Here is a 23,692-nt window from a genome sequence, read left to right as displayed (position 1 = left end):
GAACCGCCAGGAGTCCGTATGCGCGTGGCTCTGTCCGGTCTGACCATGGCGGAGTACTTCCGCGATGTGCAGAACCAGGACGTGCTGCTGTTCATCGACAACATCTTCCGTTTCACCCAGGCCGGTTCTGAGGTGTCGACCCTGCTGGGCCGTATGCCTTCCGCCGTGGGTTACCAGCCGACCCTGGCTGATGAGATGGGTGTTCTGCAGGAGCGTATTACCTCCACCAAGGGTAAGTCCATTACCTCCCTGCAGGCCGTCTACGTGCCGGCCGATGACTACACCGACCCGGCACCGGCGACCACCTTCGCCCACCTCGATGCCACCACCGAGTTGGACCGTGGTATTGCTTCGAAGGGTATTTACCCGGCAGTGAACCCGCTGACCTCTACCTCTCGTATTCTGGAGCCGTCCATCGTGGGCGAGCGCCACTACGAGGTGGCACAGCGTGTCATCGGTATCCTGCAGAAGAACAAGGAGCTTCAGGACATCATCGCCATCCTTGGTATGGACGAGCTGTCTGAGGAAGACAAGATTACCGTTCAGCGTGCTCGCCGTATCGAGCGCTTCCTGGGCCAGAACTTCTTCGTCGCAGAGAAGTTCACCGGCCTGCCGGGCTCCTACGTGCCGCTGGCCGATACCATCGATGCTTTCGAGCGCATCTGCAACGGCGAATTCGACCACTACCCGGAGCAGGCCTTCAACGGCCTGGGTGGCTTGGACGACGTCGAGGCTGCGTACAAGAAGCTGACCGAGAAGAAGTAGGGAGAGGCACATGGCTGACATCACCGCCGAATTGGTTTCCGTCGAGCGCCTGCTGTGGACCGGAAAGGCCACCATGGTGACGGCTGAGACCACCGAGGGTGAGATCGGCGTGCTTCCTGGCCATGAGCCCATGGTCGGTCAGTTGATCGACAATGGTGTTGTGACCATCCACCCAGTCGACGGCGAGCGCCTCGTCGCTGCCGTCCAGGGTGGCTTCCTCTCCGTGTCCGAGAACAAGATCACCGTCCTCGCTGATTGGTCCATCTGGGCCTCCGAGGTCGATGAAGCCCAGGCACAGGAAGACCTGAAGTCTGAGCGTGAGCTCACGAGGTCCCGTGGCGACGCCGCACTGCGTGCCACTCGCCGCCTCAACAGCTAACGGATGAGCGGAGAGGGAACCGACGGGCAGCAATGACCGCCCTTCCCACTCTCACTTAGGAACCCCACAACCTCGCTAAGAGGGGGTGGGGTTCTTTTGTGTTCTGGGGCAAGGACTAGCGTTGCTTCCGTCAACGGCGGTACAATCAATCCATCGTTTCGTACTCGCTGTGAAGGACATCAATCCATGAATTCTCAGGTGCTTCAGGGGCTATCTATTCTTTTAGGTCTGTGCGCACTGGTCGTTCTGGTTTTCCTCATCCTAGCGGCGGTGCGCTTTTTCACCGTGCGCTCCCGCGGCACGAGCATCCTTTTGCGCCAACTACCGTCGAAGGACTCTCATTCCTGGCGTCATGGTCTCGTGCGCTATGACGGCGAGTATATGGACTTCTTCAAGCTTCGCTCCGTCATGCCGCGCGCCAACAAGCGCTTCAATCGCCTCGACATCGAACTGGGCAGCACCCGCCCAATGGATGATGACGAGGCTTCTTTTATGCCCTCTGGTCACCAGATCATCCGTATTAGCATCGATGGGCGGGACTATGAGATTGCCTCTGATGCGCACGGAATCATGGCCTTGAACGCGTGGGTGGAATCGGCGCCGTCTAAGCGCCAAGAGAAGATGGATTACCACCAGATGCGCCAGCGTGCTACCCGCTTACCAAAGAAATAGCGCCCAACGATAGGGTAGAGGGCATGCGTGTTGTCATCGCCCAATGCTCCGTAGATTACGTAGGCCGCCTGGACGCCCACCTTCCCATGGCCGACCGTCTCATCCTCATCAAAGCCGATGGTTCGGTGTCCATCCATGCGGATGACCGTGCCTATAAGCCGTTGAACTGGATGACACCACCATGCACCTTTGAAGAGTCGGCGATTGAGGATATCGACGGCGAAGACACAGGTGAGAAACTGTGGCTGGTAGAAAATCCGAAAGGTGAGCAGTTGCGCATCACCATCGCCCAGATCCACCAGGAGATCGACATGGATCTGGGAGAAGACCCCGGCCTGGTCAAGGATGGCGTGGAAGCGCACCTGCAGGAGCTGCTGGCCGAGCACATCGAAACGTTGGGGGAGAAGTACTCGCTCGTGCGCCGCGAGTATCCCACCGCGATTGGTCCGGTAGACATCATGGCTAAGAACTCCAAGAATGAATTCGTAGCGGTCGAGGTCAAGCGCCGCGGCGGAATTGATGGCGTCGAGCAGCTCACGCGCTACCTCGAACTGCTGAACCGCGACGATTTGCTTGCGCCGGTACATGGCGTCTTCGCCGCGCAGGAAATCAAGCCCCAAGCCAGGACACTGGCGGAGGACCGCGGCATCCGCTGCGTGGTCCTGGACTACCAGGAGCTGCGTGGCATCGAATCCAACGAGCTGCGGTTGTTCTAGTGCCACGCCGCAACCGCAGAATTCGTGAGGAGCCGCGCTCCCTACCGCGTGATGGAAGCTCGTTCCTCGGTTCACAGACCGTTCCCGGTCCGCACTGGACCCATGGGGAGCCATTCCTCATGCGGCACGTTGGTAGTTCCGCCGCCCAGAAGTACTACGTATGTCCGGGATGCAACCACAACATCCCTCCCGGGGTGGCGCACATCGTGGCGTGGCCACGGGACACCGGTGGGCGCGCCGATGATCGCCGACACTGGCACCGGCACTGCTGGGAGCGGCGGTAGGATAGCGGGCATGATTGTTGCCTTTTCCGTAGCCCCCACCATTGTGGGTGATGAAAGCGCTGAGATGTCCGCGGCCGTCGCCGAAGCCGTGCGGGTAGTCCGTGCCTCCGGCCTGCCCAATGAGACCAATGCCATGTTTACCCTTGTCGAAGGCGAGTGGGATGAGGTGTTCGCGGTCATTAAAGAGGCCACCGACGCAGTCCGCGCGGTCTCGCCGCGCACCAGCCTGGTGATTAAGGCGGATATCCGCGAAGGCGTGACTGGACAGATAACCCAAAAAGTAGATTCCGTTAACCGTTACCTGGAGGAGAATAAGTGACTGGACCGTACGTAGGAGGGGCCCTCGACCTGGGCGCCATCAAGCAGCAGGCGGAGGCCAAGGCGAAAGCACAGGAACAGGGCACTACTGGTGCCTCGGCAGGTGTGCAGCCCTTCTTCGAGGTCACCGAACAGAACTTTGAGAATGACCTGGTGCGCCGCTCTGCGGAGGTACCCGTCATCGCCCTGATCGGCTCGCCGCGCTCACCTGCCTCCGAGCAGCTCAAGAAAGACTTCGAGGAGATGGCCGCCGCCGGTGGGCTGAAGTTCATCGTGGGCTACATCAACGCCGATGTCGTGCCCCAGGTGGCACAGGTCTTTGGCGTGCAGAATCTGCCTACCACCGTCGCCATCGCCGCCGGCCAGCCCGTCACCAACTTCGAAGGCGGGCAGCCGCGAGAGAACCTAGAGCAGTGGGTAGCGGCGATCGTCGACAAGCTCGGCCCTCAGCTCAAGGGCCTGCCCGAGCAAGAGGAGGCTGGGGAGGGCCCCGCAGAGGAAGTAGCGGATCCACGCCTCAGCCTGGCGGAAGAAGCTCTCAACCGCGGTGATTTCGATTCCGCTATTGCCACCTACGAGGAGATCCTGGCTGCCGAGCCAGACAACGTGGAAATCAAGCAGGCCCGCGATACCACGCTGCTGCTCAAGCGCCTGGACCCGGCCAACCGCAGCGAGGATCCTATCGCTGCGGCGGATGCCGCTCCGGAGGACGTGTCCAAGCAGCTCGATGCCGCCGACGCCGAGGTTGTCGCCGGTGCCCCTGACCGCGCCTTCGAGCGCCTCATCGAGGCCATGAAGCGCACCGCTGGGGATGAGAAGGAACAGCTCAAGACCCGTCTGTTGGAGCTCTTCGGGCTCTTTGATTCTGGTGACCCGCGCGTGCTGGCCGCGCGCACGAAGCTGGCTAGTGCATTGTATTAATTTCCCTTCCTTGTGGAGTCCCACGAGCAGCTGCAGCCTTCACGGGCGCTTGTTGCACCTCACACTCAACCCTCAGGATTGACTGATTAAGTCCTCTCCTGAGGGTCTTTTTGTGTCGACGCTGGTGTGTGAGGTGCCTCATGCTAAATTCATTTTGGTGTCATAACGCACACTTTGTTTTTAGCTCTTTCAGGAGGACTCTCATGCGCAAGCTCCTCGGCGTCATCGGCGCCACCTCTCTTGCTTTTACCCTCGCCGCCTGCGGAAGCGATAGCTCCGATAGCGCCGGTGGCTCCAACTATGTTCGCGTTCTCGGCACTGAGCCGCAGCAGGGGCTTATCCCCGCGATGACGAATGAGAACGGCGGCGGACGCATCGTCGACATGCTGTATTCCGGATTGGTGTACTACGACGCCGAGGGCAACGTGCACAACGAGATGGCAGAATCCATTGATCAGGAAGGGGAGAAGACCTACAAGGTCACGCTCAAGCCTGACCTGAAATTCTCCGACGGTTCCGCTGTGACCGCGGATACCTTTGTCGATACGTGGAACTACGCGGTGGCCAATGAGCAGCTCAACGAGAGCTTCTTCTCCTCCATCAAGGGATACGGGGAAGGCGTCAAGAAGATGGAGGGCCTCAAGGTCATTGATGAGCGCACCTTCACCATTGAGCTGACGCAGCCGGAGAGCGATTTCCCAAGCCGTTTGGGCTACAACGCTTACTTCCCAGTCCCCGCAGCCGCACTTGAGGACCCGCAGGCTTTCGGCGAGACCCCGGTATCGAATGGCCCGTACAAGATCAAAGAATGGAACCACAACCAGAACCTGATCATCGAGCCCAACCCGGAATACAAGGGCGACCGTGCTGCACAAAACGACGGCATTGAGTTCGCCTTCTACGCTGATTCCAGTGCGGCCTACATGGACCTGTTGGCGAATAACCTCGATGTCCTCGAAGCCATTCCGTCCTCTGCCTTCGGAAGCTATGAGCAGGACCTGGCCGGTCGCCAGGAAACCAAGCCGGCTGCTACTTACCTGGAGATGTCAATCCACATGGAGACCCCGCACTTCAGTGGGGAAGAGGGCACCCTGCGCCGCAAGGCAATCTCGATGGCTATCAACCGTGAGGAAATCGCGGAGACCATTTTCCACGGCACCCGCACACCGGCCCGCGAGTTCACCTCACCGGTCCTGAATGGCTACAACGACAGCCTGCCCGGATCGGAGAACCTGGACTATAACCCGGAGGAGGCGAAGAAGCTCTGGGCGGAGGCCGATAAGAAGTACGGTGCTTTTGAAGGCTCGTTCCCCATTAACTACAACACCGATGGTGACAACAAAGATTGGGCCGATGCCGTAGCCAACAACATCAGCAACACGCTGGGAATCCAAGCTGTGGGCAACCCCTATCCGGACTTCAAGTCCTTCCGCGATGCCTACCGCACCGAGCGCATGGACGGTGCCTACCGCACGGCGTGGTTCGCCGACTATCCCTCCATGGGCAACTTCCTGGGGCCAAACTTCACCACGGGTGTCGCCTCTAATGACTCGAAGTACTCCAACCCGGAGTTTGATGAGCTCATCGTCAAGGCCAACGGCGCCGCAAATGAGGAGGAAGCCGCGAAGCTCTACAACCAGGCACAGGAGCTGTTGTTGCGTGACCTTCCTTCGATCCCGCTGTTCTACCCGAACGTGGTCGGCGGCTGGTCCGAGAACGTCCAGGACGTGACCTTCAACTGGAAGTCCCTGCCGGTGTACTACGCGGTGAAGAAGAACTAGCGCTCTGGTCCTACTGGCACACCGCAACACGATTACAGTAGGGTGGCATGACCTCCGTACTTTTTCTTTGTAATACCAACCGCGGTAAGTCCCAGATGGCGGCTGCCTTAGCCAGGAAGCATGCGCCCGACTGGGAGATTCACTCCGCAGGAGTAAAGACCACTGAACAGCATCGTGAGCAGGGCGTTAATGCTGAGGCACAGGCCTCCCTTGCAAAGGTCGGCGCCGACATGGCAGGTACGCCGACGTTGATTGACCGCGACCTTGCGTCTTCAGTGGACCACGTCATCGTCGTCGGTGATGCCGACTATGACGGAGTGGCTGAGCGTTGGGAGATTGAGGACCCGTCCGTACGCGGCCTAGAAGGCGCGGAGCGAATGGATGCGCTGCGCGATGACATTGATGCTCGTGTACGAGCTTTCCTTGGTGCACACGCGCAGGACTGAAAACTAAAACTGCCCCAGTTGCCAAAGAACCCCGCCGAGATTCAAGATCTGGCCAGAACTTTGGCAACTGGGGCAGTTGTGTCTCTCAGACCTTGCTAGTGATGAGCGTGAGCGCGCGCCGAGCCAGGCTCGGCGCTAGGCCGCGCAGCTTAGCCGCGGAAGGCATACCACTGCACAGAGTTGGCCGGTAGGTGTAGCTGGACGTGGTTGCCTTCGGAGCGCACGCGGTGGGCAAGGTCGTTGCCAGCACCCTGGTAGACGGCGTCGTCGGTGTTGATGACCAGCTCCCACTCGCCATCGCGCGGCACCCAGAGGTCATAGTTGGGCACGGAACTGCCGGAGAAGTTGCACACCGCCAACAGCGCGGAGCCATCCTTGCCGTAGCGCACGTAGCCGAGCATGTTGTTGTTAGCATCATCGGCCTTGACCCACTGGAAGCCGTCCTGGGTAAAGTCCTGCGTCCAGAGTGCCGGGTGCTGCTTGTACACCGCGTTGAGGTCGCGCACCAGGCGCTTGATGCCGTGGTGCCACTCGTTGCCCCAGCCTTCCAGGTTGGACCAATCTACGGAGTGGCCTTCTGCCCACTCGGTGGTCTGGCCAAACTCCTGGCCCATGAACATCAGCTGCTTGCCTGGGTGGGAGAACATGTAGCCATACAGCGCGCGCAGGCCCGCGGCCTTATTCCAGTCATCGCCCGGCATGCGCTCCCACAGGGAGCCCTTGCCGTGCACAACTTCGTCGTGGCTAAACGGGAGCACATAGCGCTCCGAGTAGGCGTAGACCATGGAGAAGGTGAGCTCACCGTGGTGGTACCGGCGGTGAATCGGCTCGTGCTTGAAGTACTCCAGGGTGTCGTTCATCCAGCCCATGTTCCACTTCAGGCTAAAGCCCAGGCCGCCCTCGTGTGTCGGGGCGGTGACGCCCGGCCAGGAGGTGGATTCTTCGGCGATGGTGAGCACGCCCGGGTGGGTGCGGTTCAGTGTGGCGTTGGTTTCCTGGAGGAACTGGACGGCCTCAAGGTTCTCGCGGCCGCCGTAGATATTGGGCAGCCACTCTTCGCGGGAGTAGTCGAGGTAGAGCATGGAGGCCACGGCGTCGACACGCAGGCCATCCACGTGGAACTCCTCAGCCCAGTAGAGGGCATTAGCCACGAGGAAGTTGCGCACCTCGTTGCGGCCGAAGTCGAAGACATAGGTGCCCCAATCGGCCTGCTCACCGCGGCGCGGGTCCGGGTGCTCGTAGAGGGCCTGGCCGTCGAAGCGGCCCAGCGCCCACTCATCCTTGGGGAAGTGGGCGGGAACCCAGTCGACGAAGACGCCGATGCCTGCCTTGTGCAGGTCGTTGATAAGCGCGCGCAGCTCATCCGGAGAGCCCCAGCGCGCCGAGGGAGCGTAGTAGCCGGAGACCTGGTAGCCCCAAGAGCCGCCGAAGGGGTGCTCGGCCACGGGCAGCAGCTCCACGTGGGTAAAGCCGTGCTCAACCAGGTAGGGGATGAGCTCCGCACGCAAGCTGCTGTAGTTGGCGCCCACCTTCCAGGAGCCGACGTGGAGCTCGTAGACGCTCATCGGGACGTCGAGGTCGCCGTTGCGGTTGTTCATCCACTCTTCATCGCTCCACTCGAAGTTGGAGCGGGCCACCACGGAGGCGGTCTCCGGCGGGGCAATGGTGCGCTTGGCCAGGGGATCCGCCTTATCAATGCGCGGGGAGTTCTTGCCGTGGACGGCAAACTTATAGCGCTCGCCTTCGCCCACTCCAGGGATAAAGACTTCCCAAATGCCCGTGGAGCCGAGGCTGCGCATGGGGTATTGGGTCGGGTTCCAGCCGCAGAAGTCACCGACCACGGCCACGCCCTCTGCGTTGGGTGCCCACACAGCAAATGCGGTGCCTTCGACTACTCCCATGTCGGTGGTGTAGCTCTTGAGGTTGGCACCGAGCACTTCCCACAAGCGTTCGTGGCGGCCCTCGCCGATGAGGTGCTGATCCAGGGTGCCCAGGGTGGGCAGGAAGTGGTAGCCGTCTGCTACCTCGACCGCGGGCTGGTCTGGGTACGTGATGCGCAGGCGGTAGTCTGCTTCCTCAGCGAGCGGGGCCTCCCAGATATCATCCCCAACCGCACGCATGGCGAGGGTCTCGGAAGCGGTGACGAGTTCGACGGCTTCGGCACCGGGGCGGCGAGTGCGGACGGTTCCGTCGTGCCACCCATAGAAATCATGGGGCGCGTGGTGGCGGCAGTGGTTGAGGCGTTCGAGGTCTGAGGCCGGGATGTTCATACAGACCAAATTACCGAACAACGCCCGCTCGCGGGGCCTAAAAGAAACCCCGCGCTACCTATGAAGGGGGTACGGGTTCAACGCGGGGTTTCAGCGGCTTTAAAGCTTAAGCGCGGTAGTCGTTCACCCGGCGCCAGGCAATGCGCTCCTGCAGGTCGTGGTGGGCAGGCGGGAGGATGAAGACGTGGGCGACATCACGCAGTGGCTCCAAGCGCACGAAGTTGCGGTCGGACCACTCGTAGGCGGCACCACTGATGGTGTCCTGCACCGTGAAGTGTTCACCCGGGTGGCGGCCCACGGCAGCCAGATCCACAAAGACCGTGGCCTCTTGCGCATTGCGCGGATCCAAGTTGACCACCACGAGCACCACGTTGCCGGTGGTGGGATCGGCCTTGGAGTAGGCAATGATGGCCTCGTTATCGGTGTTGTGGAAGCGCAGCGTGCGCAGCTGCTGGAGGGCCGGGTTCTCGCGGCGGATGAGGTTGAGAAGGCGGATATAGGATTCCAGGGAATCACCGGACTTAACGGCGGCCTGGAAGTCGCGCGGGCGCAGTTCGTATTTCTCCGAGTCGAGATATTCCTCGCTGCCCGGTTTGACGGCCTGGTGCTCGTAGAGCTCGAAGCCCGAGTACACGCCCCACAGCGGGGAGAGCGTGGCAGCCAAAGTGGCGCGGATGGCGAACATGGCGCGCCCGCCGGTCTGCAGGGATTCGTGGAGGATATCCGGGGTATTGACAAAGAGGTTGGGGCGGCAGATATCGGCCTGCTCCACGTGCATCTGTGCGAACTCGGTGAGCTCGTGCTTGGAGGTCTGCCACGTGAAGTAGGTATAAGACTGCGTAAATCCAGCCTTGGCCAATCCGAAAAGGCGCGGGGCACGGGTAAAGGCCTCGGAGAGGAAGATGACTTCCGGGTGCGTGATGTGCACCTTGGAAATCAGCCAGTTCCAGAAATTAGCCGGCTTGGTGTGCGGGTTGTCCACGCGGAAGGTGGTCACGCCGGCCTCCACCCAGATCATGACGATGCGGTAGATCTCCGCGTAGATGGCATCTGGGTCGTTATCGAAGTTGAGCGGGTAGATGTCCTGGTACTTCTTCGGCGGGTTCTCGGCGTACGCAATGGTGCCATCGGCCAACACGGTGAAAAACTCCGGGTTGGTCTTGGCCCACGGGTGGTCCGGGGAGGCCTGCAGCGCCAAGTCCAGCGCTACCTCCAGGCCCAAGTCGGTGGCCTTCTTGACCAGCTCCTTGAAGTCCTCCATGGTGCCCAACTCCGGGTGCGTGGTGGAGTGGTCCTGGATGGCCCAGGGGGATCCCACATCACCGGGCTCGGCCACCACCGAGTTATTGCGGCCCTTGCGGTGGACCTTGCCAATGGGGTGAATAGGCGGGAAGTAGACGGTATCGAAACCCATGGCGGCCACGCGCTCGAGTGCCTGTGCCGTGGTCTTAAACGTGCCGTGCACGGGGTTGCCCTCGTCATCCCAGCCGCCGGTCGAACGCGGGAAGAGCTCGTACCAGGAGCTGTAGAGGGCCTCGCGGCGTTCCACGAGGACCTCGTGAATGTCACCCTCCACCAGCAGGTGGCGCAGGGGGTGGTGGTGGAGGACGTCCGCGACCTCGTCGGACAGCGCGGTGCGCACGCGCTTGTCGACGTCCACCGTGTCATCCCGTAGCTCCTTCGACGCCTGAAAGAGCAGCTCCGCCTTGTCGCTCGGGCACTGGATTGCCGCCTCCTCGAAGAGCTCGGCACCGTGCAAGAGATCGTTGCTGAGCTCCTGCGCGGATTGACCGGCCTCCATCTTCTTGACCACCGCGTTGCGCCAGGTGGACATCGGATCCGACCAGGCGTCGACGCGGAAGAACCAGCGGCCTGCGGTGGCCGGGCTCAACACGCCGTGGACCCGATCCGGATTCTCTGGATCCACCGTCATGGTCACTGCAGAGGTGGACGGGGAGTCAGTGTTCCACACCGACAGTGTCGCGGCGACGGCATCGTGGCCTTCACGCCACACCAGCGCGGTAACAGGAACGACCTCTCCGACAACGGCCTTCGAGGCTGCGTTACCGGAAAGGGAGGGGCGGACATCGTCGATACCAAGGCGTTGTGTCATGCCCATAGAATAATGCAGCTGTGTCAGTTTCACCGGGGAAGGAAGATATCGGCCACAATGGTGCGTGTGAACACTCCAGAGCAATTGAGCCAGCAAGACCCTGAACTGATGGAAACCGACGAGGATTGGTTGATTGACTTCCGCGGCGTCGAGCTACGGCGCGGCGGGCGCACGCTGGTCGGGCCCGTCGACTGGCAGGTGGAGCTCGACGAACGCTGGGTCATCATCGGCCCCAACGGCGCGGGCAAGACATCCCTGGTGCGTATGGCAGCCGCCGAAGAGTTCCCGTCCGCTGGTGTGGCTTTCCTCATGGGCGAGCGCTTGGGCAAGACGGATATGCGTGACCTACGCGCCGCCATTGGTATTTCCTCCGCTGCCGTCCAGCACCGCATCCCGGATAACGAGCGCGTGGATGATCTCGTTGTTTCTGCCGGCTACGCGGTCCTCGGCCGCTGGCGTGAGGACTACCAAGACATGGACTTCTCCCGTGCTGACGATATCTTGGAGCAAGTCGGCGCCGCGCACCTAGCAGAGCGGACTTGGGGCACGCTCTCCGAAGGTGAGAAGAAGCGCGTCATCCTCGCCCGTGCGCTCATGGCCAACCCGGAGCTGCTCATCCTGGATGAGCCCTCCGCCGGCATGGACTTGGGCGGCCGTGAGGACCTCGTGGGCTACCTCGGGGACTTGGCACTGGATGCGGATGCCCCGGCGATTGTCATGATTACCCACCACGTGGAGGAAATCCCTTACGGATTTACCCATGCGATGCTCCTGGATGAGGGTAAGGTCGTGGCCAAAGGACTCATTAATTCTGTCCTGACGTCGGAAAACCTTTCCAAAGCCTTCCACCAACCTATCCAGGTGGATCGCATCGGGGAGAGGTACTTCGCCCGACGAGTCCGCTAACCCCTAGTACATAACTCTTAGTACACAACCTCAGTACACATTCTCGACGTATACCTCTCGAATTCTGCCCCCAGCCTGCAGACACGGAAAGTTGCATGAGTCAGTCCATCCACGACAGTCTTGACGCCATCGACCCTGGCGAAACAACGGGCTTTAACGGGGCACGCCTGGCCGCTACTGTCCTCTTGTTGCGCGATACGACTGAGGGCCTGCGTGTGTGGATCCAAGAGCGCGTGAGCACCATGCGCAATTACCCCGGGCACGTCGTCTTTCCCGGCGGCGGGGTAGACCCGCGTGACTTCCCACCGCGTTCTTGGGACTCCGGTGAACTATGGGCAGGCCGCTCAGTGGTGTCCATGGCACGCCGTATGGGCGTGACCAAGTACAAGGCGCATGCCCTTGTCTTCGCCGCTGCCCGGGAGCTTTTCGAAGAGGCCGGCACACTGCTGGCCATTCGCGAAGACGGCCTAGTATCCGACGCCTCGCGCTATCACCGCGAGCGCGAACTACTGGAATCCCACGAGATTTCTTTTACCGAATTCTTAGAGCACAACGGCATGCGCGTCGACACCGACATGTTCCTTCCCTGGTCCCGCTGGGCGGGCGAGGATAATAACCACTGGTTCGACACCTTTTTCTTCATCGGTGTGCTGCCCGAGGGGCAAGAACCGGATGGCGAAACAGGGGAGGCCGATGACGCCGGTTGGTTCGACCCACAACTGGTTCTCGACGGCTGGCGCGCCGGGCTGGTACGCCTTGCCATTCCCACCTGGGCGCAGCTCAAACGCCTCACGTCCTATTCCAGTGTTAAGGAAGTCTTGGACGATGCCTCCTTTTCCGATCTGCGCCCCATCATCGGGGATCCCCGGGACGATGAGCGCTACCGCGAGTACTTCACCACATTCCCCGTCAACCGCATCTAGAAAAGCACAGCATGAGCTACACCCTGGACGAAGTCGCCTTCCTGCGCGAGAATGCAGCCGTCATCGACGTCGCCGCGGCGGACCTGGAGGGGACGAGGAAGGCGCACCTGAGGGACGTCGCCAAGCTGCAGGCCCAATTCGGTGACTATGGGCGTGCCGTGGCCGAGCTCATCCAAGCACGCAGCTCCGGAAAGCTGCCAGGGCGGTGGCTCATGGACCACGACTCCGCCCAACAGGCCACCCCACCCGCAGTGGCCGCCTACCGCGCGCAATTCCTCCAGGAGCGCAACGTGGACCTCGTCCACGACCTCACGTGTTCCATCGGCACTGAGGGACAAGCCTTTGCGCCCGGCACATATGTGGGCAGCGACCTCGACGCCTCCCGCGTGGCCATGGCGCGGCACAACATTGAGCACCCCGTCTTCCGCGCAGATGCTCTGACAACAACGACGACCGCCCAGGTCTGCATCGCTGATCCCGCCCGGCGCCAAGGCGGCAACCGCATCACCCGCTTGGACCAACTCCTGCCACCACCGGCAGACCTCCTGGACACCCACGGCGAGATGGCCATCAAGTGCGCACCCGGCATCGACCACTCCGAATGGGAAGGACTAGCCTGCGTGGTCAGCCTCGACGGAAGGGTGAAGGAAACCTGCCTGTATACCCCGGGCCTGGGAAGAGGGAAGAGGGCGGTCATTCTCAACGCAACGCCTGAAGGACTACACACGGACGTCATCGAGGATGACCTCGACGAAGACGAACTACCTGAGGCGGGACCCATGGGGCGCTTCCTCATCGACCCCGACGGCGCCATCGTGCGCGCCGGGCTGGTGCGCCACTACGCCGCGCGGGAAGGCTTGCACCAGCTAGACCCGCGCATTGCCTACCTCACCGGTGACCGCCTGCCAGAGGGCACTTCTGGATTTGAATTCATCGAGATGGTCCCCATGAAAAAACTCAAGGCGGCCATGGCGGCCCACAATGTTGGTTCGCTGGAAATCCTGGTACGCGGGCAAGACGTGAACCCGGACCAACTGCGCAAGAAGCTCAAACTGAAAGGCTCGACTGCCAAGACTCTCGTGGTCACACGCATTGGAACGAAGGGAGTCGCGGTGTTGTGCGGACCGCGAGTAGTATCGACCGAAGGTAATTACGCACCCTAATAGTTTCAAAATTTACGGAAGGGGAAGTGCCCACATGCCAGTCATTGTGGCTCTGGTCAAGCACGTACCGGATACGTGGTCAACCAAGACCCTCGAGGCGGACCACACCTTGGACCGCACCTCGGTGGATAACGTCATCGATGAGGTCAACGAGTACTCCGTCGAACAGGCACTGCGTCTGCGCGATGATAACGCCGACGCCGGCTATGAGGTCGTGGCCCTCACCATGGGCCCGGCCGCGGCCGATGAAGCCCTGCGCAAGGCCTTGGCCATGGGCGCCGACCACGCCGTGCACGTGACGGACGACGCCCTCGCTGGCGCCGACGCCCTGGCCACCGCATGGGTTCTTAACGCCGCCATCAACAAGGTGGGAGAACAGTTCGGTGAGGTCCAGGTCATCACCCTGGGCAATAACTCCTCGGATGCCTCCACCGGCCTCATTGCAGGCCTGCTGGCCGAGTACCGCCAGCTGCCCGCGCTCACGGAGCTCAAGGCGGCCTCCCTGGCCGGTGCCACCGCGACCGGCACCCGCGAGGATGCCCACGGCCACTGGGAGCTCAGCGCCAACCTACCGGCCATTCTGTCCTTTACCGACAAGGCCGATAAGCCGCGTTTCCCCAACTTCAAGGGCCTGATGGCCGCCAAGAAGGCTGAAGTCACCATCCTCGCCGTGGCGGACCTCGGCATCGATGGCGTGCCGTCCACCACCACGGTCACCGCCTCTGCGCAGCGCCCGGCCCGTACCGCCGGTGAGGTCATCACCGACCCAGATCCGGCCGTGGCTGCCGCCAAGGTCGCGGACTTCCTGGCCGCCAAGAATCTCATCGAGGGTTAAGGAGAAAACACATGTCTCACGTTTATGTCCTAGTTGAGCACGAAGCAGAGCAGCTCAGCCCCGTCACCGGCGAGCTCATCACCGCCGCCCGCGCACTCGGCACCGTCTCCGCCGTCGTCGTGGCCAAGGATGCCGCCACCGCCGCCTCCTTCGATGCCGAGTTGGGCAACTTCGGTGCCGCCCAGGTAGTTCAGGCCACCGCCGCCGACTATGAGCAGCGCATCGTCACCCCGGAGGTCGACGCCCTCCACGCCTTGGCCGCCAATAACCCGGCGCCCATCGTGCTAGCAGCCACCCCGACCAACAACGAGATCGCCGGCCGCCTCGCCGCCCGCCTGGGCTCTGGTGCCTTGGTCAACGTCGATGCCATCAACGTTGACGGCAGCGCACACCACACCATCTTCGGCGGCTCCTACGAGACCTCCTCCACGGCCACCGGCTCCGTGGTTTACACCCTGCGTCCGGGTTCCGTGGCTGCTGAACCCCAGCCGGTCACCGCGGCACCCGCTCCCTTCGAGCTGCCTGCCGCTACCGCGAAGGACGTCACCGTCACCTCCTTCACCCCGGCTGTGAAGACCGCACGCCCGGAGCTGACCTCCGCGAAGGTCGTCGTCGCCGGTGGCCGCGGCGTGGGCGACAAGTTCGCCGACGTGGTGGAGCCGCTTGCCGACGTCCTCGGTGCCGCCGTCGGCGCCACCCGCGACGCCGTGGACGAAGGTTTCTACGACCCAGCCCACCAGGTGGGCCAGACCGGCGTGACCGTCTCCCCGAAGCTCTACATCGGCTTGGGTATTTCCGGTGCAATTCAGCACACCTCCGGCATGCAGACCTCGGAGACCATCGTCGTAGTCAACCAGGACCAGGACGAGCCTTTCTTCCAGATCGCCGACCTCGGCGTGGTGGGCGATCTCCACGAGATCGCCCCGGCTCTGGCCACCGAGCTCGAGTCCCGCAAGGGGGCCGGCAACTAATGCCTCGCTACCTCGATTACGCAGCCACCCAGCCCATGCGCCAGTGCGCCATCGACGCCTGGGTCAATGCCGCCGGGTCCCTGAACCCAGGCTCGGCCTATGGCTCTGGGCGCAAGGCGCGCTCCGTGCTGGATGACGCCCGCGAGACCGTCGCCGAGCTGCTCGGCTGCGAACCCATCGAGGTTATCTTCACCTCCTCCGGCACGGAGGCGGATAACATCGCCATCCAGGGCCTCTACCGTGCGGCGCAAAGCGCAGAACCGGAGGCGGAGAAGCGAATCATCTCGACCCCCATCGAGCATCCCGCCGTCCTGGAGACCGTGGACAAACTCCGCGCTGAGCACGGCGCTACCGTGGATCTGCTCCCAGTCGATTCCACCGGCCACGTCAGTGACCTCGCAGCCCTGGATACCCCGGCCGCGGTGGCCACCTGCATGTGGGCTAATAACGAGACCGGCGCCATCCAGCCGGTCGCGGGCATTACCCAGCGCGCCGCCGCACAGAACACCCCTGTGCATATCGACGCTGTGCAGGTCGCTGGCAAGCTGCCCATCAACTTCCACGAGCTGGGTGCTACCACGCTCGCAGCCAGCGCTCACAAGTTCGGCGGTCCTCGCGGCATTGGCCTGCTGCTCGCACGCCGCACCCCGGCGCCTCAACCCATCGCCTTCGGCGGCGGACAAGAGCGCGGCATCCGCCCCGGCACCGTCGACGTGGCTAGTGCGAGCGCGCTCGCCGCAGCTCTGCGCGAGTCCGTCGCGGACATGGAGCAGGAGACCGCTCGCCTGACTACCTTGCGCGACAAGCTCAAGGCCGGCATCGAGTCGAGCATCGATAACGTCATCATCAACTCCGTCGAGCCCACCTTGGCCTCTCACCTCCACGTGTCTTTCCCGGGCACGGATGGCGACAGCCTCATCATGCTTCTCGACGCCTCCGGCATCGAAGCCTCCGCCGGCTCCGCCTGCCATGCGGGAGTTAACCGCATGTCCCACGTGCTCGAAGCCATGGGCATTGACGAAGAACACGGCCGCGGCAGCCTGCGCTTCAGCCTGGGACGAATGACCACTGAAGAGGACATCGACGTGGTTATCAACGAACTTCCGGAGATTATCCGTCGCGCGCGGTCGGTGTAGACACAACAGCTCCCGGCCAGTACCGACGCCCAAAGACAAAGGCGAGCAAACGCGTTTCGCAATCTTCGGTGTTGTGCCACGGAGCCGATAGCCCATCAGGCACAATGTTGTCATGTCGAAGTTCTCTGAGGTCCTAGATCAGCTGCGTGAAAACCAACCAAAGGCAAAGTATGGCATTGCCTTTGAGAAGCTGATGGTCAACTATTTCAAGACCGACCCGACCTTGAAGAACCAATTCGACGAGGTCTGCCGCTGGACGGATTGGCGCTACAACGGTGGTAAGGCGGATACCGGCATTGACCTGGTAGCTCGCCGCGTGGATGACGGCACGTGGACCGCCATCCAGTGCAAGTTCTATGACTCCAAGGCGCGCATCCAGAAGTCCCACCTGGATTCCTTCTTCGAGGCTTCCGGGCATTCTTTTGACACTGAAGAAGGCCGCCAGCACTTTGGCAGCCGCCTGATTATCTCAACCACGGATCACTGGTCTTCCCACGCGGAGGACGCCCTGGCCAACCAGATTATTCCGACCAGCCGTATTGGCATCTCCGCGATTGCGGAGTCACCCATCAACTGGGACGTGGCCTTTCCCGGCTCGGAAGTGCGCGATAAGACCATCCAGATCAACCTCTCCCAACGTGAAACTTTTGAGCCCCGCCCGCACCAGCAGGCGGCGATCGACAAAGCCATTGAAGGCTTCAAGACCCATGACCGCGGCAAGCTCATCATGGCGTGCGGTACCGGCAAAACTTTTACCGCCCTGCGCCTGGCGGAGCGCGTCGCTGAGGACAACGGCGGCAAGGCCCGCATCCTCTTCCTCGTGCCGTCTATTTCCTTGCTCTCCCAAACACTGAAGGAATGGACCGCTCAGGGCCGCCTCGACATGCGCGCCTTCGCGGTGTGCTCCGATAGCAAGGTCTCCAAGAAGGCCGAGGACATCGCTGTCTATGACCTTGAGGTTCCCGTTTCTACCGAGGGCAAGGACATCACTACACGCTTTGAATCCGGCAAGCGTGCCAAGGGCCTCAACATTGTCTTCTCCACCTACCAATCCATCCAGGCAGTGCATGAGGCCCAGCAGGTGGGCCTCGATGATTTCGACCTCGTCATCTGCGATGAAGCCCACCGCACCACCGGCATCACCTTGGCCGGTGAGGACGCCAGCAACTTCGTCCGCGTCCACGATGCCGACTACATCAAGGCTTCCAAGCGCCTTTACATGACGGCAACCCCGCGCCTCTACGACGAAGCCGTCAAAGGCAAAGCCGAAGAACACTCCGCGGAACTGGCCTCCATGGATGATGAAGCCATCTACGGCCCGGAGTTCTACCGCCTCGGCTTCGGTGAGGCCGTGGACAAGGGGCTGCTCACGGACTACAAGGTGCTTGTCATGACCGTGGATGAATCCGTGGCCGCCCAAGCCATGGCTCACAGTGAGAACAACCAGGTCAACCTTTCGCTGGCGTCTGCCATGATTGGCGCCTGGAACGGCCTGGCCAAGCGCTCCGGCGAATTGCAGGGCAAGAAGGGCGGCTTTGAGGAAGACGCCCAGCCCATGCAGCGCGCGGTGGCTTTTGCCAAGGACATCAAGACCTCCCAACTCATTGCGGAGACCTACCCGTCCCTCATTGGTACCCATCAGGAACTGCTCAAAGAAAAGGCAGTGCTTAACGACGTCTCCCTGACCAACGTCGACTTCCACGTCGCCGCGCAGCACGTTGATGGCGGCATGAACGCCATGGAGCGGGGTACCAGGCTCTCGTGGCTTGAGGCGCCTTCAGGGGGGGGCAACAGTCGCGCATGCTCACCAATGCGCGCTGTCTCTCTGAGGGCGTAGACGTCCCGGCACTGGATGCCGTCATCTTCTTCAACCCCCGCAACTCCATGGTGGACGTGGTCCAGTCCGTCGGCCGCGTCATGCGCAAGTCCGAGGGCAAGGACTACGGCTACATCATCCTGCCCGTCGCCGTAGCCAGCAACGTCTCCCCAGCAGAAGCACTCAACGACAATCAACGCTTCAAGGTTGTTTGGCAGATCCTCAACGCGCTGCGCGCCCACGATGATCGCTTTAACGCGAAGATTAACTCCATCGCCCTTAACGGCAGTAAAGACCCAGATCTTCCTATCATTCCAATTCCGGTCAATCCGATTCCCGATGATCCGAACGTCAGCAAAGACGCAGAAGAAGATCCGCGGGAGAAGCTCAACGCGAGCGATGCTGAGTGCTCTTCGGATAGCTCTTCCGCGTGGGAGGACTCATCTGCCGTTACTCGACAGATCGCGCTGTTCTCTCTGGAGGAGTGGCAAGAAGCCATCTACACCAAGCTGGTGGACAAGGTCGGTACCCGCACCTACTGGGAAGACTGGGCCGATGATGTCGCCACGATTGCGGAGAACCAAATCACCCGCATCAAGGCGCTACTCGACGGCGCCGATGGATCCCTGCACACAGAATTCGACAGCTTCGTTGAAGGCCTGCGCAACAACCTCAACGATGGCATCAGTGACGAAGACGCCATTTCGATGCTCTCGCAGCATCTCATTACGGCACCTGTTTTCAATGCGCTCTTTGAGAATCATGACTTCATCACCCACAACCCCGTGGCCCAGGTCATGGAGAAGATGGTCAAGGCATTGTCCAAGGCGAACCTCGATACCGAAACCGAATCACTGGAGAAGTTCTACGAGTCTGTTCGCGTCCGCGCCTCTGAGGTGAACTCTGCTTCCGGCAAGCAGCAGGTCATCAAGGAACTGTACGAGCGTTTCTTCCGCAAGGCCTTCAAGAAGCAATCAGAAGCCCTCGGCATCGTCTACACCCCGGTCGAAATCGTCGACTTCATCCTGCGCGCTGCCGATGACGTGTCCAAGAAGCACTTCGGTAAGGGACTTACCGACGAGGGCGTGTGCATCCTCGACCCCTTCGCCGGCACCTCCACCTTCACGGTTCGCCTCCTCCAGTCGGGCCTTATCAAGCCGGAGGACCTGGCCCGTAAGTACGCCAATGAGCTATTTGCTACCGAGATCATGTTGCTTGCGTACTACGTCTCAGCCGTCAACATCGAGACCACCTACAACGCCCTGCGCGAAGAAGCAGCTCTCCGCAACGGCGAACCCGCACCTGTGTACGTGCCTTTCACCAACATCGCGCTAGCCGATACCTTCCAAATCCACGAGGACGGCGACATCCCGGATCTCAACATCTTCCGCGAGAACAACGAGACCATCGAGCGCCAGAAGAACGCGCCCATCAACGTGGTGATTGGCAACCCGCCGTACTCAGTTGGTCAAAAGTCCGCCAATGACCTCAATGCGAATCAAAAGTATCCAAGTCTAGATGCGCGGATCTCGGAGACTTATGCTGCTAGGTCCACCGCAACGAATAAGAACTCACTTTATGATTCGTACCTTCGTGCCTTCCGTTGGGCAACTGACAGGATTGGAGATCAAGGTGTAGTTGTCTTTGTCACGAATAATGGTTGGATTGATGGAAACACCGGTGACGGTATTCGTTTGTCCATGGCAGAGGATTTCACTGACCTCTACATATTCAATCTCAGGGGTAATTCTCGCACTGCCGGCGATCTTGCAAAACGGGAAGGGGGAAATGTATTTGATATTCGAGTAGGAATTTCTATCGCTATCGGTGTCAAGGACGCAAACCAAAAGTCGTTTGAATTGCATTATGTAGCTTCTCCTGATTATGCGTCTAAGGCGGAGAAGATTGAAGAAGTAGTTAATGCAACCATCAGTAATTTGAATTGGCAGTCAGTTGTTCCTAATAAGGAGGGGGACTGGCTGAATCAGCGTACGGAGGAGTTCTCGACCTGGCCAATGTTGGGTGAGAAGAAAGACTCATCAACGAAGATTTTTGGGTCTTTTACTCGTGGTTTGGAGACAGGTAGAGATACGTGGGTTTATTCATTCAACAAGCTGCGACTTGAAGAACAATTACTAACTATCGGGCACACTTATGAACAGGCACGATCCGAATTTCATAAGCAGGAATTTCTAGGCAATGGAAAAGGGGAGTCACTGGTTGCAGATTTCTTGCAGTTCAATCCTGCTTTTGCTGACGCTCGACGGATTAAGTGGAGCCGTTCGCTGCGGAATTCTGTTTACCGAAATACAAAGTTTGATTTTGATACCGACAGGATTGTAAGAAGTCTCTACCGGCCATTTTGTTCACAGCATGTTTACTACGACAGGTTGTTGAATCACGAACGTTCACAACTCCCATCAATGTTCCCAACTCCGGAACACCGGAATATTGGCTTCGTTGTAATGGCTCCGCGTGATGCAGCAAATTTCGCTGTGCTTGCGACGGACCTTATGCCGGATTTGTCTTTCTTTACCTACACCGGCCAATACTTCCCCCGCTTCACCTGGGCCGCCGTCTCAGCCGACGATGGAGGGCTGTTTGGTGAGGGGAGCGTCGCCAAGCAGGGTGAGGCCAGCCTCTACGGTTCGGTTGGTGAGGTCGTTGACGGCTATGTGCGCGTAGACAACATCACTGATGAGATTAAGGCTCTCTACCGCGATGCGCTGGGGCCAGATATCACGGGTGATGACATCTTCCACTTTGTCTACGGCAAGCTGCATGACCCCGGCTACCGCACGAAGTACGCGGCTGACTTGAAGAAGATGCTGCCGCATATTGAGACGCCTTCGTCGCGCGCGGAGTTCGACAGGTTCGCTGCTGCGGGCCAAGAGCTGATGGACCTGCATGTGGGCTACGAGTCCGTGGAGCCCTGGCCGCTGGACATTCAGGTCAAGGGCGATGAGTCCGACCGTGAGACGTGGCGCGTGCTCAAGATGAAGTGGGCCAAACGCAAGGACCCGGAGACAGGCAAGAATGTCAACGACGTGACGAAGTTGATCTACAACAAGCGTGTGACCATCGCCGGCATTCCGGAAGAAGCGGACGCGTACATGCTGGGTTCGCGGTCGGCTGTCGCCTGGCTGATTGACCGCTACCAGGTCAAAAAGGATAAGGCCTCTGGCATCGTCAACGACCCCAATGACTGGGCCGACGAAGTAGGCAACCCGCGCTACATCGTGGACCTGATTGGCAAAGTCGTGCGCGTGGCGATGGAGACCGTGCGAATCGTGGATGGGCTGGATTCTGCATAGCGTTGCAATAAGCTGAGCCACGGTATTCGTGGCGGCAGCGCATTCCGCCCTGAATTCCTGGATGAACTGAGTCCGCTAGTTTGGGTGGGGCGTCGCCAAGCACAGCGTGATAGTCAGAGCTGCGGAGTTGTCACCGAGAGTCGGGTCCTAAGACAAAAAGTCCGGTCCGAAGTACGCGACAACGGGAATCAACGACGCTATCGAAAACACGATTGCGATGATGGCTTTTCGTTTGCCTTTAGGCGCATCAGTGTCGAGTGACGCGATGGCGATGAAGGCAAAGAATGGTGCGAGAAAGAGCGTTGCAAAAATCAGCCCGATAAAGGTGAATATGCCGAGGAAGCCGAAGAAGTAGGACGCGGCATCATCGCCGCTCGTTGCAGCGCTATCTGCAATGATCAAGGAGAGTAACCCCAGCGCCCACCCGCCCAAAAGGATAGCGGAGCCCCTCAGCGCGAGGTTCTCGTTAAGGACCCTTTTGAAGTCGCGGCGTGGAGGAAGTTCCGATTCCTGGGACTCTTGGGGTGCGGCGAGATCGGCGGGTTGATGTGGATCATTGGGAGGGTGTGGGTCGATGGAGGGGTGGTCCATGGCGCTGTCCTTCTTTGGGGTCGTTATCGCCTGCTGGGGTGGTGGCGATGTGAAGGGAATTTTAGCAGTGGTTGTTGCTGTTGGGAGCCGACGGCAGGAGTTGAGTTGATGGTGTGACAAAAGAGTTTGATGATTCGTGTGTTGCTTCAGTGGTTGATGTTAAAGAGGAGGTAGTGTGGCGCGCATGAGCCATGCACGTCGCCTTGTTACCGCCGCCGTTACCGCAGTAGCGGCTGTGGCACTGTCCGTATCCACCGCCGTTGCCATTCCGTCCTACGCGCCTTCTGGTGTGGATGTCTCTGGCAATAACCACATGTCCCTGCGCGGAATCGATTGGGATGCCGTGAAGTCCGACGGCCAGTCCTATGCCTTCGTCAAGGCCACCGAGGGCGTTGGGTTTGTCAACAACCACTTTGTGCGCGATGCCAATGCTGCAGCTGCTGCTGGGCTGAAGGTGGGTGCCTACCACTACGCACGCCCGGCAGGGGATGCCAAGCAGCAGGCGGCCAGCTTTGCTTCCCAGATCGCGCTGGTGCCGACGCAGACCCTGCCGCCGGTGCTCGACATCGAGGTTGATGAGGGCCTGAGCGCTAAGCAGTTGGAGGAGTGGATTGATACTTTCATGACGGAGGTGAAGTCCCTGACGGGCCGTACGCCGATGCTGTACACCTACAAGTACTTCTGGATGGGCCAGATGGGTAATACCACGCGCTTCTCCGAGTACCCGCTGTGGTTGGCGGCCTACCAGGACACCGCGCCGGACCCGGTCGGTGGCTGGGACAAGCTGGCCTTCTGGCAGCGCTCCGGTAGCGGACGCGTGGCCGGCATTGAGACCGACGTTGACCTGAACCTCTTTAACGGTACTGAGGCTCAGCTGCACTCTTTTTCCGGTGGCAACTATATTGACTTCGGTGGCATCTTGGATGACCTGGTCATTCCGGGTGTGGATCTGGGCGATGATGCCGGTGTACTGATCGCCGGAATCCTGGCCCTGGCAGCAGGTGCGGCGGCCGTTCCTGCCGTGGCCGATGCCGCGAAGGATGCGGGTCTAGACGTGGATCCGACCGGGCTTGTGAAGCAGGCCGAGAAGCTGCTCAACACCGGCGCTATTAGCGTTGATGACCTCAAGAGCCTGGCAAACAACGACGCCACCGTCGGCGACCTAGCCATCTTCCTGGATAATGCGCAGCACCTGCAGGACTTTGATGCCAACAACGTCAGCGAGCAGGACGTGGAGAATGCCAGCCGTGCCGCGCGCAGCGCCGGTCACGCCGCGGGTGTGGAGATCCCGGCATTTGATTCCAAGCAGGTGGCGGACCTGCTCAAGAGCCTGCGCTAATCGTCGGCGGTTGCCGGGGCGTCGTGGCGGGGG

Annotated in this window: 18 protein-coding genes and 2 pseudogenes; 17 read left to right on the top strand and 3 right to left on the bottom strand. The window is 60.6% G+C overall.

Annotated elements, in window-relative coordinates; all coding sequences use genetic code 11:
• The 9 genes and pseudogenes from RDN59_RS06690 to RDN59_RS06650 form a co-directional block, all read left to right on the top strand.
• A pseudogene (locus RDN59_RS06690) lies at nucleotides 1–765 on the top strand (F0F1 ATP synthase subunit beta); the annotation flags it as partial.
• Nucleotides 766–775: 10 nt separating this feature from the next.
• The gene (locus RDN59_RS06685) at nucleotides 776–1,144 is read left to right on the top strand and encodes a F0F1 ATP synthase subunit epsilon (protein ID WP_010187059.1); all 369 of its coding nucleotides are present in this window, start codon (nucleotides 776–778) and stop codon (nucleotides 1,142–1,144) included.
• A 186-nt stretch (nucleotides 1,145–1,330) separates the two neighbouring features.
• Nucleotides 1,331–1,816: a DUF2550 domain-containing protein gene (locus tag RDN59_RS06680; RefSeq protein ID WP_010187057.1), complete on the top strand. Its 486-nt coding sequence runs from the start codon at nucleotides 1,331–1,333 to the stop codon at nucleotides 1,814–1,816.
• Nucleotides 1,817–1,839: 23 nt separating this feature from the next.
• A complete protein-coding gene (gene nucS / locus RDN59_RS06675; RefSeq protein ID WP_010187052.1) occupies nucleotides 1,840–2,532 on the top strand; it encodes an endonuclease NucS in 693 nt (230 codons plus the stop codon).
• On the top strand, nucleotides 2,532–2,816 hold the full coding sequence (locus RDN59_RS06670; RefSeq protein ID WP_308607167.1) for a hypothetical protein: 285 nt from the start codon (nucleotides 2,532–2,534) through the stop codon (nucleotides 2,814–2,816). The genes nucS and RDN59_RS06670 overlap by 1 nt, the downstream gene beginning before the upstream one ends.
• 10 nt (nucleotides 2,817–2,826) lie before the next feature.
• Nucleotides 2,827–3,135, top strand: a complete 309-nt coding sequence (locus tag RDN59_RS06665; RefSeq protein ID WP_308607166.1) for a thiamine-binding protein — start codon at nucleotides 2,827–2,829, stop codon at nucleotides 3,133–3,135.
• The gene (locus tag RDN59_RS06660) at nucleotides 3,132–4,055 is read left to right on the top strand and encodes a tetratricopeptide repeat protein (RefSeq protein WP_308607165.1); all 924 of its coding nucleotides are present in this window, start codon (nucleotides 3,132–3,134) and stop codon (nucleotides 4,053–4,055) included. Before RDN59_RS06665 ends, RDN59_RS06660 begins: the two co-directional genes overlap by 4 nt.
• Before the next feature lie 203 nt (nucleotides 4,056–4,258).
• A complete protein-coding gene (locus tag RDN59_RS06655; RefSeq protein WP_308607164.1) occupies nucleotides 4,259–5,836 on the top strand; it encodes an ABC transporter substrate-binding protein in 1,578 nt (525 codons plus the stop codon).
• A 47-nt stretch (nucleotides 5,837–5,883) separates the two neighbouring features.
• The gene (locus RDN59_RS06650; protein ID WP_308607163.1) at nucleotides 5,884–6,282 is read left to right on the top strand and encodes a low molecular weight phosphatase family protein; all 399 of its coding nucleotides are present in this window, start codon (nucleotides 5,884–5,886) and stop codon (nucleotides 6,280–6,282) included.
• Between the two features lie 149 nt (nucleotides 6,283–6,431).
• On the opposite strand, the gene glgB is transcribed toward RDN59_RS06650, so the two are convergent.
• A complete protein-coding gene (gene glgB, locus RDN59_RS06645) occupies nucleotides 6,432–8,552 on the bottom strand; it encodes a 1,4-alpha-glucan branching protein GlgB (protein ID WP_308607162.1) in 2,121 nt (706 codons plus the stop codon).
• Between the two features lie 106 nt (nucleotides 8,553–8,658).
• Complete coding sequence (locus tag RDN59_RS06640) at nucleotides 8,659–10,665, bottom strand: maltotransferase domain-containing protein (RefSeq protein ID WP_308607161.1); 2,007 nt, start codon at nucleotides 10,663–10,665, stop codon at nucleotides 8,659–8,661.
• A 57-nt stretch (nucleotides 10,666–10,722) separates the two neighbouring features.
• Between RDN59_RS06640 and RDN59_RS06635 the strand changes: the two genes are divergently transcribed.
• The 7 genes and pseudogenes from RDN59_RS06635 to RDN59_RS06605 all read left to right on the top strand — a co-directional run bounded on the left by RDN59_RS06635 (nucleotide 10,723) and on the right by RDN59_RS06605 (nucleotide 21,729).
• Nucleotides 10,723–11,571, top strand: coding sequence for an ABC transporter ATP-binding protein (locus RDN59_RS06635; protein ID WP_308607160.1), 849 nt, complete (start codon nucleotides 10,723–10,725; stop codon nucleotides 11,569–11,571).
• A gap of 95 nt (nucleotides 11,572–11,666) precedes the next feature.
• Complete coding sequence (locus RDN59_RS06630; RefSeq protein WP_308607159.1) at nucleotides 11,667–12,494, top strand: NUDIX domain-containing protein; 828 nt, start codon at nucleotides 11,667–11,669, stop codon at nucleotides 12,492–12,494.
• Between the two features lie 11 nt (nucleotides 12,495–12,505).
• Nucleotides 12,506–13,657 carry an SAM-dependent methyltransferase gene (locus tag RDN59_RS06625; RefSeq protein WP_308607158.1) on the top strand — a complete coding sequence of 384 codons (1,152 nt, stop codon included), beginning with the start codon at nucleotides 12,506–12,508 and terminating at the stop codon, nucleotides 13,655–13,657.
• Between the two features lie 34 nt (nucleotides 13,658–13,691).
• The gene (locus RDN59_RS06620) at nucleotides 13,692–14,492 is read left to right on the top strand and encodes an electron transfer flavoprotein subunit beta/FixA family protein (RefSeq protein ID WP_308607157.1); all 801 of its coding nucleotides are present in this window, start codon (nucleotides 13,692–13,694) and stop codon (nucleotides 14,490–14,492) included.
• 11 nt (nucleotides 14,493–14,503) lie between these two features.
• The gene (locus RDN59_RS06615) at nucleotides 14,504–15,463 is read left to right on the top strand and encodes an electron transfer flavoprotein subunit alpha/FixB family protein (RefSeq protein ID WP_308607156.1); all 960 of its coding nucleotides are present in this window, start codon (nucleotides 14,504–14,506) and stop codon (nucleotides 15,461–15,463) included.
• The gene (locus tag RDN59_RS06610; protein WP_308607155.1) at nucleotides 15,463–16,599 is read left to right on the top strand and encodes a cysteine desulfurase family protein; all 1,137 of its coding nucleotides are present in this window, start codon (nucleotides 15,463–15,465) and stop codon (nucleotides 16,597–16,599) included. Before RDN59_RS06615 ends, RDN59_RS06610 begins: the two co-directional genes overlap by 1 nt.
• 112 nt (nucleotides 16,600–16,711) lie before the next feature.
• Nucleotides 16,712–21,729, top strand: a pseudogene (locus tag RDN59_RS06605) (DEAD/DEAH box helicase).
• A gap of 147 nt (nucleotides 21,730–21,876) precedes the next feature.
• On the opposite strand, the gene RDN59_RS06600 reads toward RDN59_RS06605, so the two are convergent.
• Nucleotides 21,877–22,320: a hypothetical protein gene (locus tag RDN59_RS06600; RefSeq protein WP_308607154.1), complete on the bottom strand. Its 444-nt coding sequence runs from the start codon at nucleotides 22,318–22,320 to the stop codon at nucleotides 21,877–21,879.
• Nucleotides 22,321–22,504: 184 nt separating this feature from the next.
• Here RDN59_RS06600 and RDN59_RS06595 point away from each other — a divergent pair, with 184 nt between their 5' ends.
• The gene (locus tag RDN59_RS06595; RefSeq protein ID WP_308607153.1) at nucleotides 22,505–23,659 is read left to right on the top strand and encodes a glycoside hydrolase family 25 protein; all 1,155 of its coding nucleotides are present in this window, start codon (nucleotides 22,505–22,507) and stop codon (nucleotides 23,657–23,659) included.
• The last annotated feature ends 33 nt before the right edge of the window (nucleotides 23,660–23,692 follow it).

The sequence above is a fragment of the uncultured Corynebacterium sp. genome (genome assembly GCF_902489365.1).
Taxonomy (GTDB): domain Bacteria; phylum Actinomycetota; class Actinomycetes; order Mycobacteriales; family Mycobacteriaceae; genus Corynebacterium.
This window is presented reverse-complemented; position numbering and strand designations above follow the sequence as displayed.

What these genes read in the sequence shown, in the direction of transcription:
- RDN59_RS06610 (WP_308607155.1), top strand. Translation starts at nt 15,463, where the DNA reads ATGCCTCGCTACCTCGATTACGCAGCCACCCAGCCCATGCGCCAGTGC.
- RDN59_RS06625 (WP_308607158.1), top strand. Translation starts at nt 12,506, where the DNA reads ATGAGCTACACCCTGGACGAAGTCGCCTTCCTGCGCGAGAATGCAGCC.
- RDN59_RS06635 (WP_308607160.1), top strand. Translation starts at nt 10,723, where the DNA reads ATGGTGCGTGTGAACACTCCAGAGCAATTGAGCCAGCAAGACCCTGAA.
- RDN59_RS06680 (WP_010187057.1), top strand. Translation starts at nt 1,331, where the DNA reads ATGAATTCTCAGGTGCTTCAGGGGCTATCTATTCTTTTAGGTCTGTGC.
- RDN59_RS06665 (WP_308607166.1), top strand. Translation starts at nt 2,827, where the DNA reads ATGATTGTTGCCTTTTCCGTAGCCCCCACCATTGTGGGTGATGAAAGC.
- nucS (WP_010187052.1), top strand. Translation starts at nt 1,840, where the DNA reads ATGCGTGTTGTCATCGCCCAATGCTCCGTAGATTACGTAGGCCGCCTG.
- RDN59_RS06685 (WP_010187059.1), top strand. Translation starts at nt 776, where the DNA reads ATGGCTGACATCACCGCCGAATTGGTTTCCGTCGAGCGCCTGCTGTGG.
- RDN59_RS06655 (WP_308607164.1), top strand. Translation starts at nt 4,259, where the DNA reads ATGCGCAAGCTCCTCGGCGTCATCGGCGCCACCTCTCTTGCTTTTACC.
- RDN59_RS06600 (WP_308607154.1), bottom strand. Translation starts at nt 22,320, where the DNA reads ATGGACCACCCCTCCATCGACCCACACCCTCCCAATGATCCACATCAA.
- RDN59_RS06620 (WP_308607157.1), top strand. Translation starts at nt 13,692, where the DNA reads ATGCCAGTCATTGTGGCTCTGGTCAAGCACGTACCGGATACGTGGTCA.
- RDN59_RS06640 (WP_308607161.1), bottom strand. Translation starts at nt 10,665, where the DNA reads ATGACACAACGCCTTGGTATCGACGATGTCCGCCCCTCCCTTTCCGGT.
- RDN59_RS06595 (WP_308607153.1), top strand. Translation starts at nt 22,505, where the DNA reads ATGAGCCATGCACGTCGCCTTGTTACCGCCGCCGTTACCGCAGTAGCG.
- glgB (WP_308607162.1), bottom strand. Translation starts at nt 8,552, where the DNA reads ATGAACATCCCGGCCTCAGACCTCGAACGCCTCAACCACTGCCGCCAC.
- RDN59_RS06650 (WP_308607163.1), top strand. Translation starts at nt 5,884, where the DNA reads ATGACCTCCGTACTTTTTCTTTGTAATACCAACCGCGGTAAGTCCCAG.
- RDN59_RS06630 (WP_308607159.1), top strand. Translation starts at nt 11,667, where the DNA reads ATGAGTCAGTCCATCCACGACAGTCTTGACGCCATCGACCCTGGCGAA.
- RDN59_RS06615 (WP_308607156.1), top strand. Translation starts at nt 14,504, where the DNA reads ATGTCTCACGTTTATGTCCTAGTTGAGCACGAAGCAGAGCAGCTCAGC.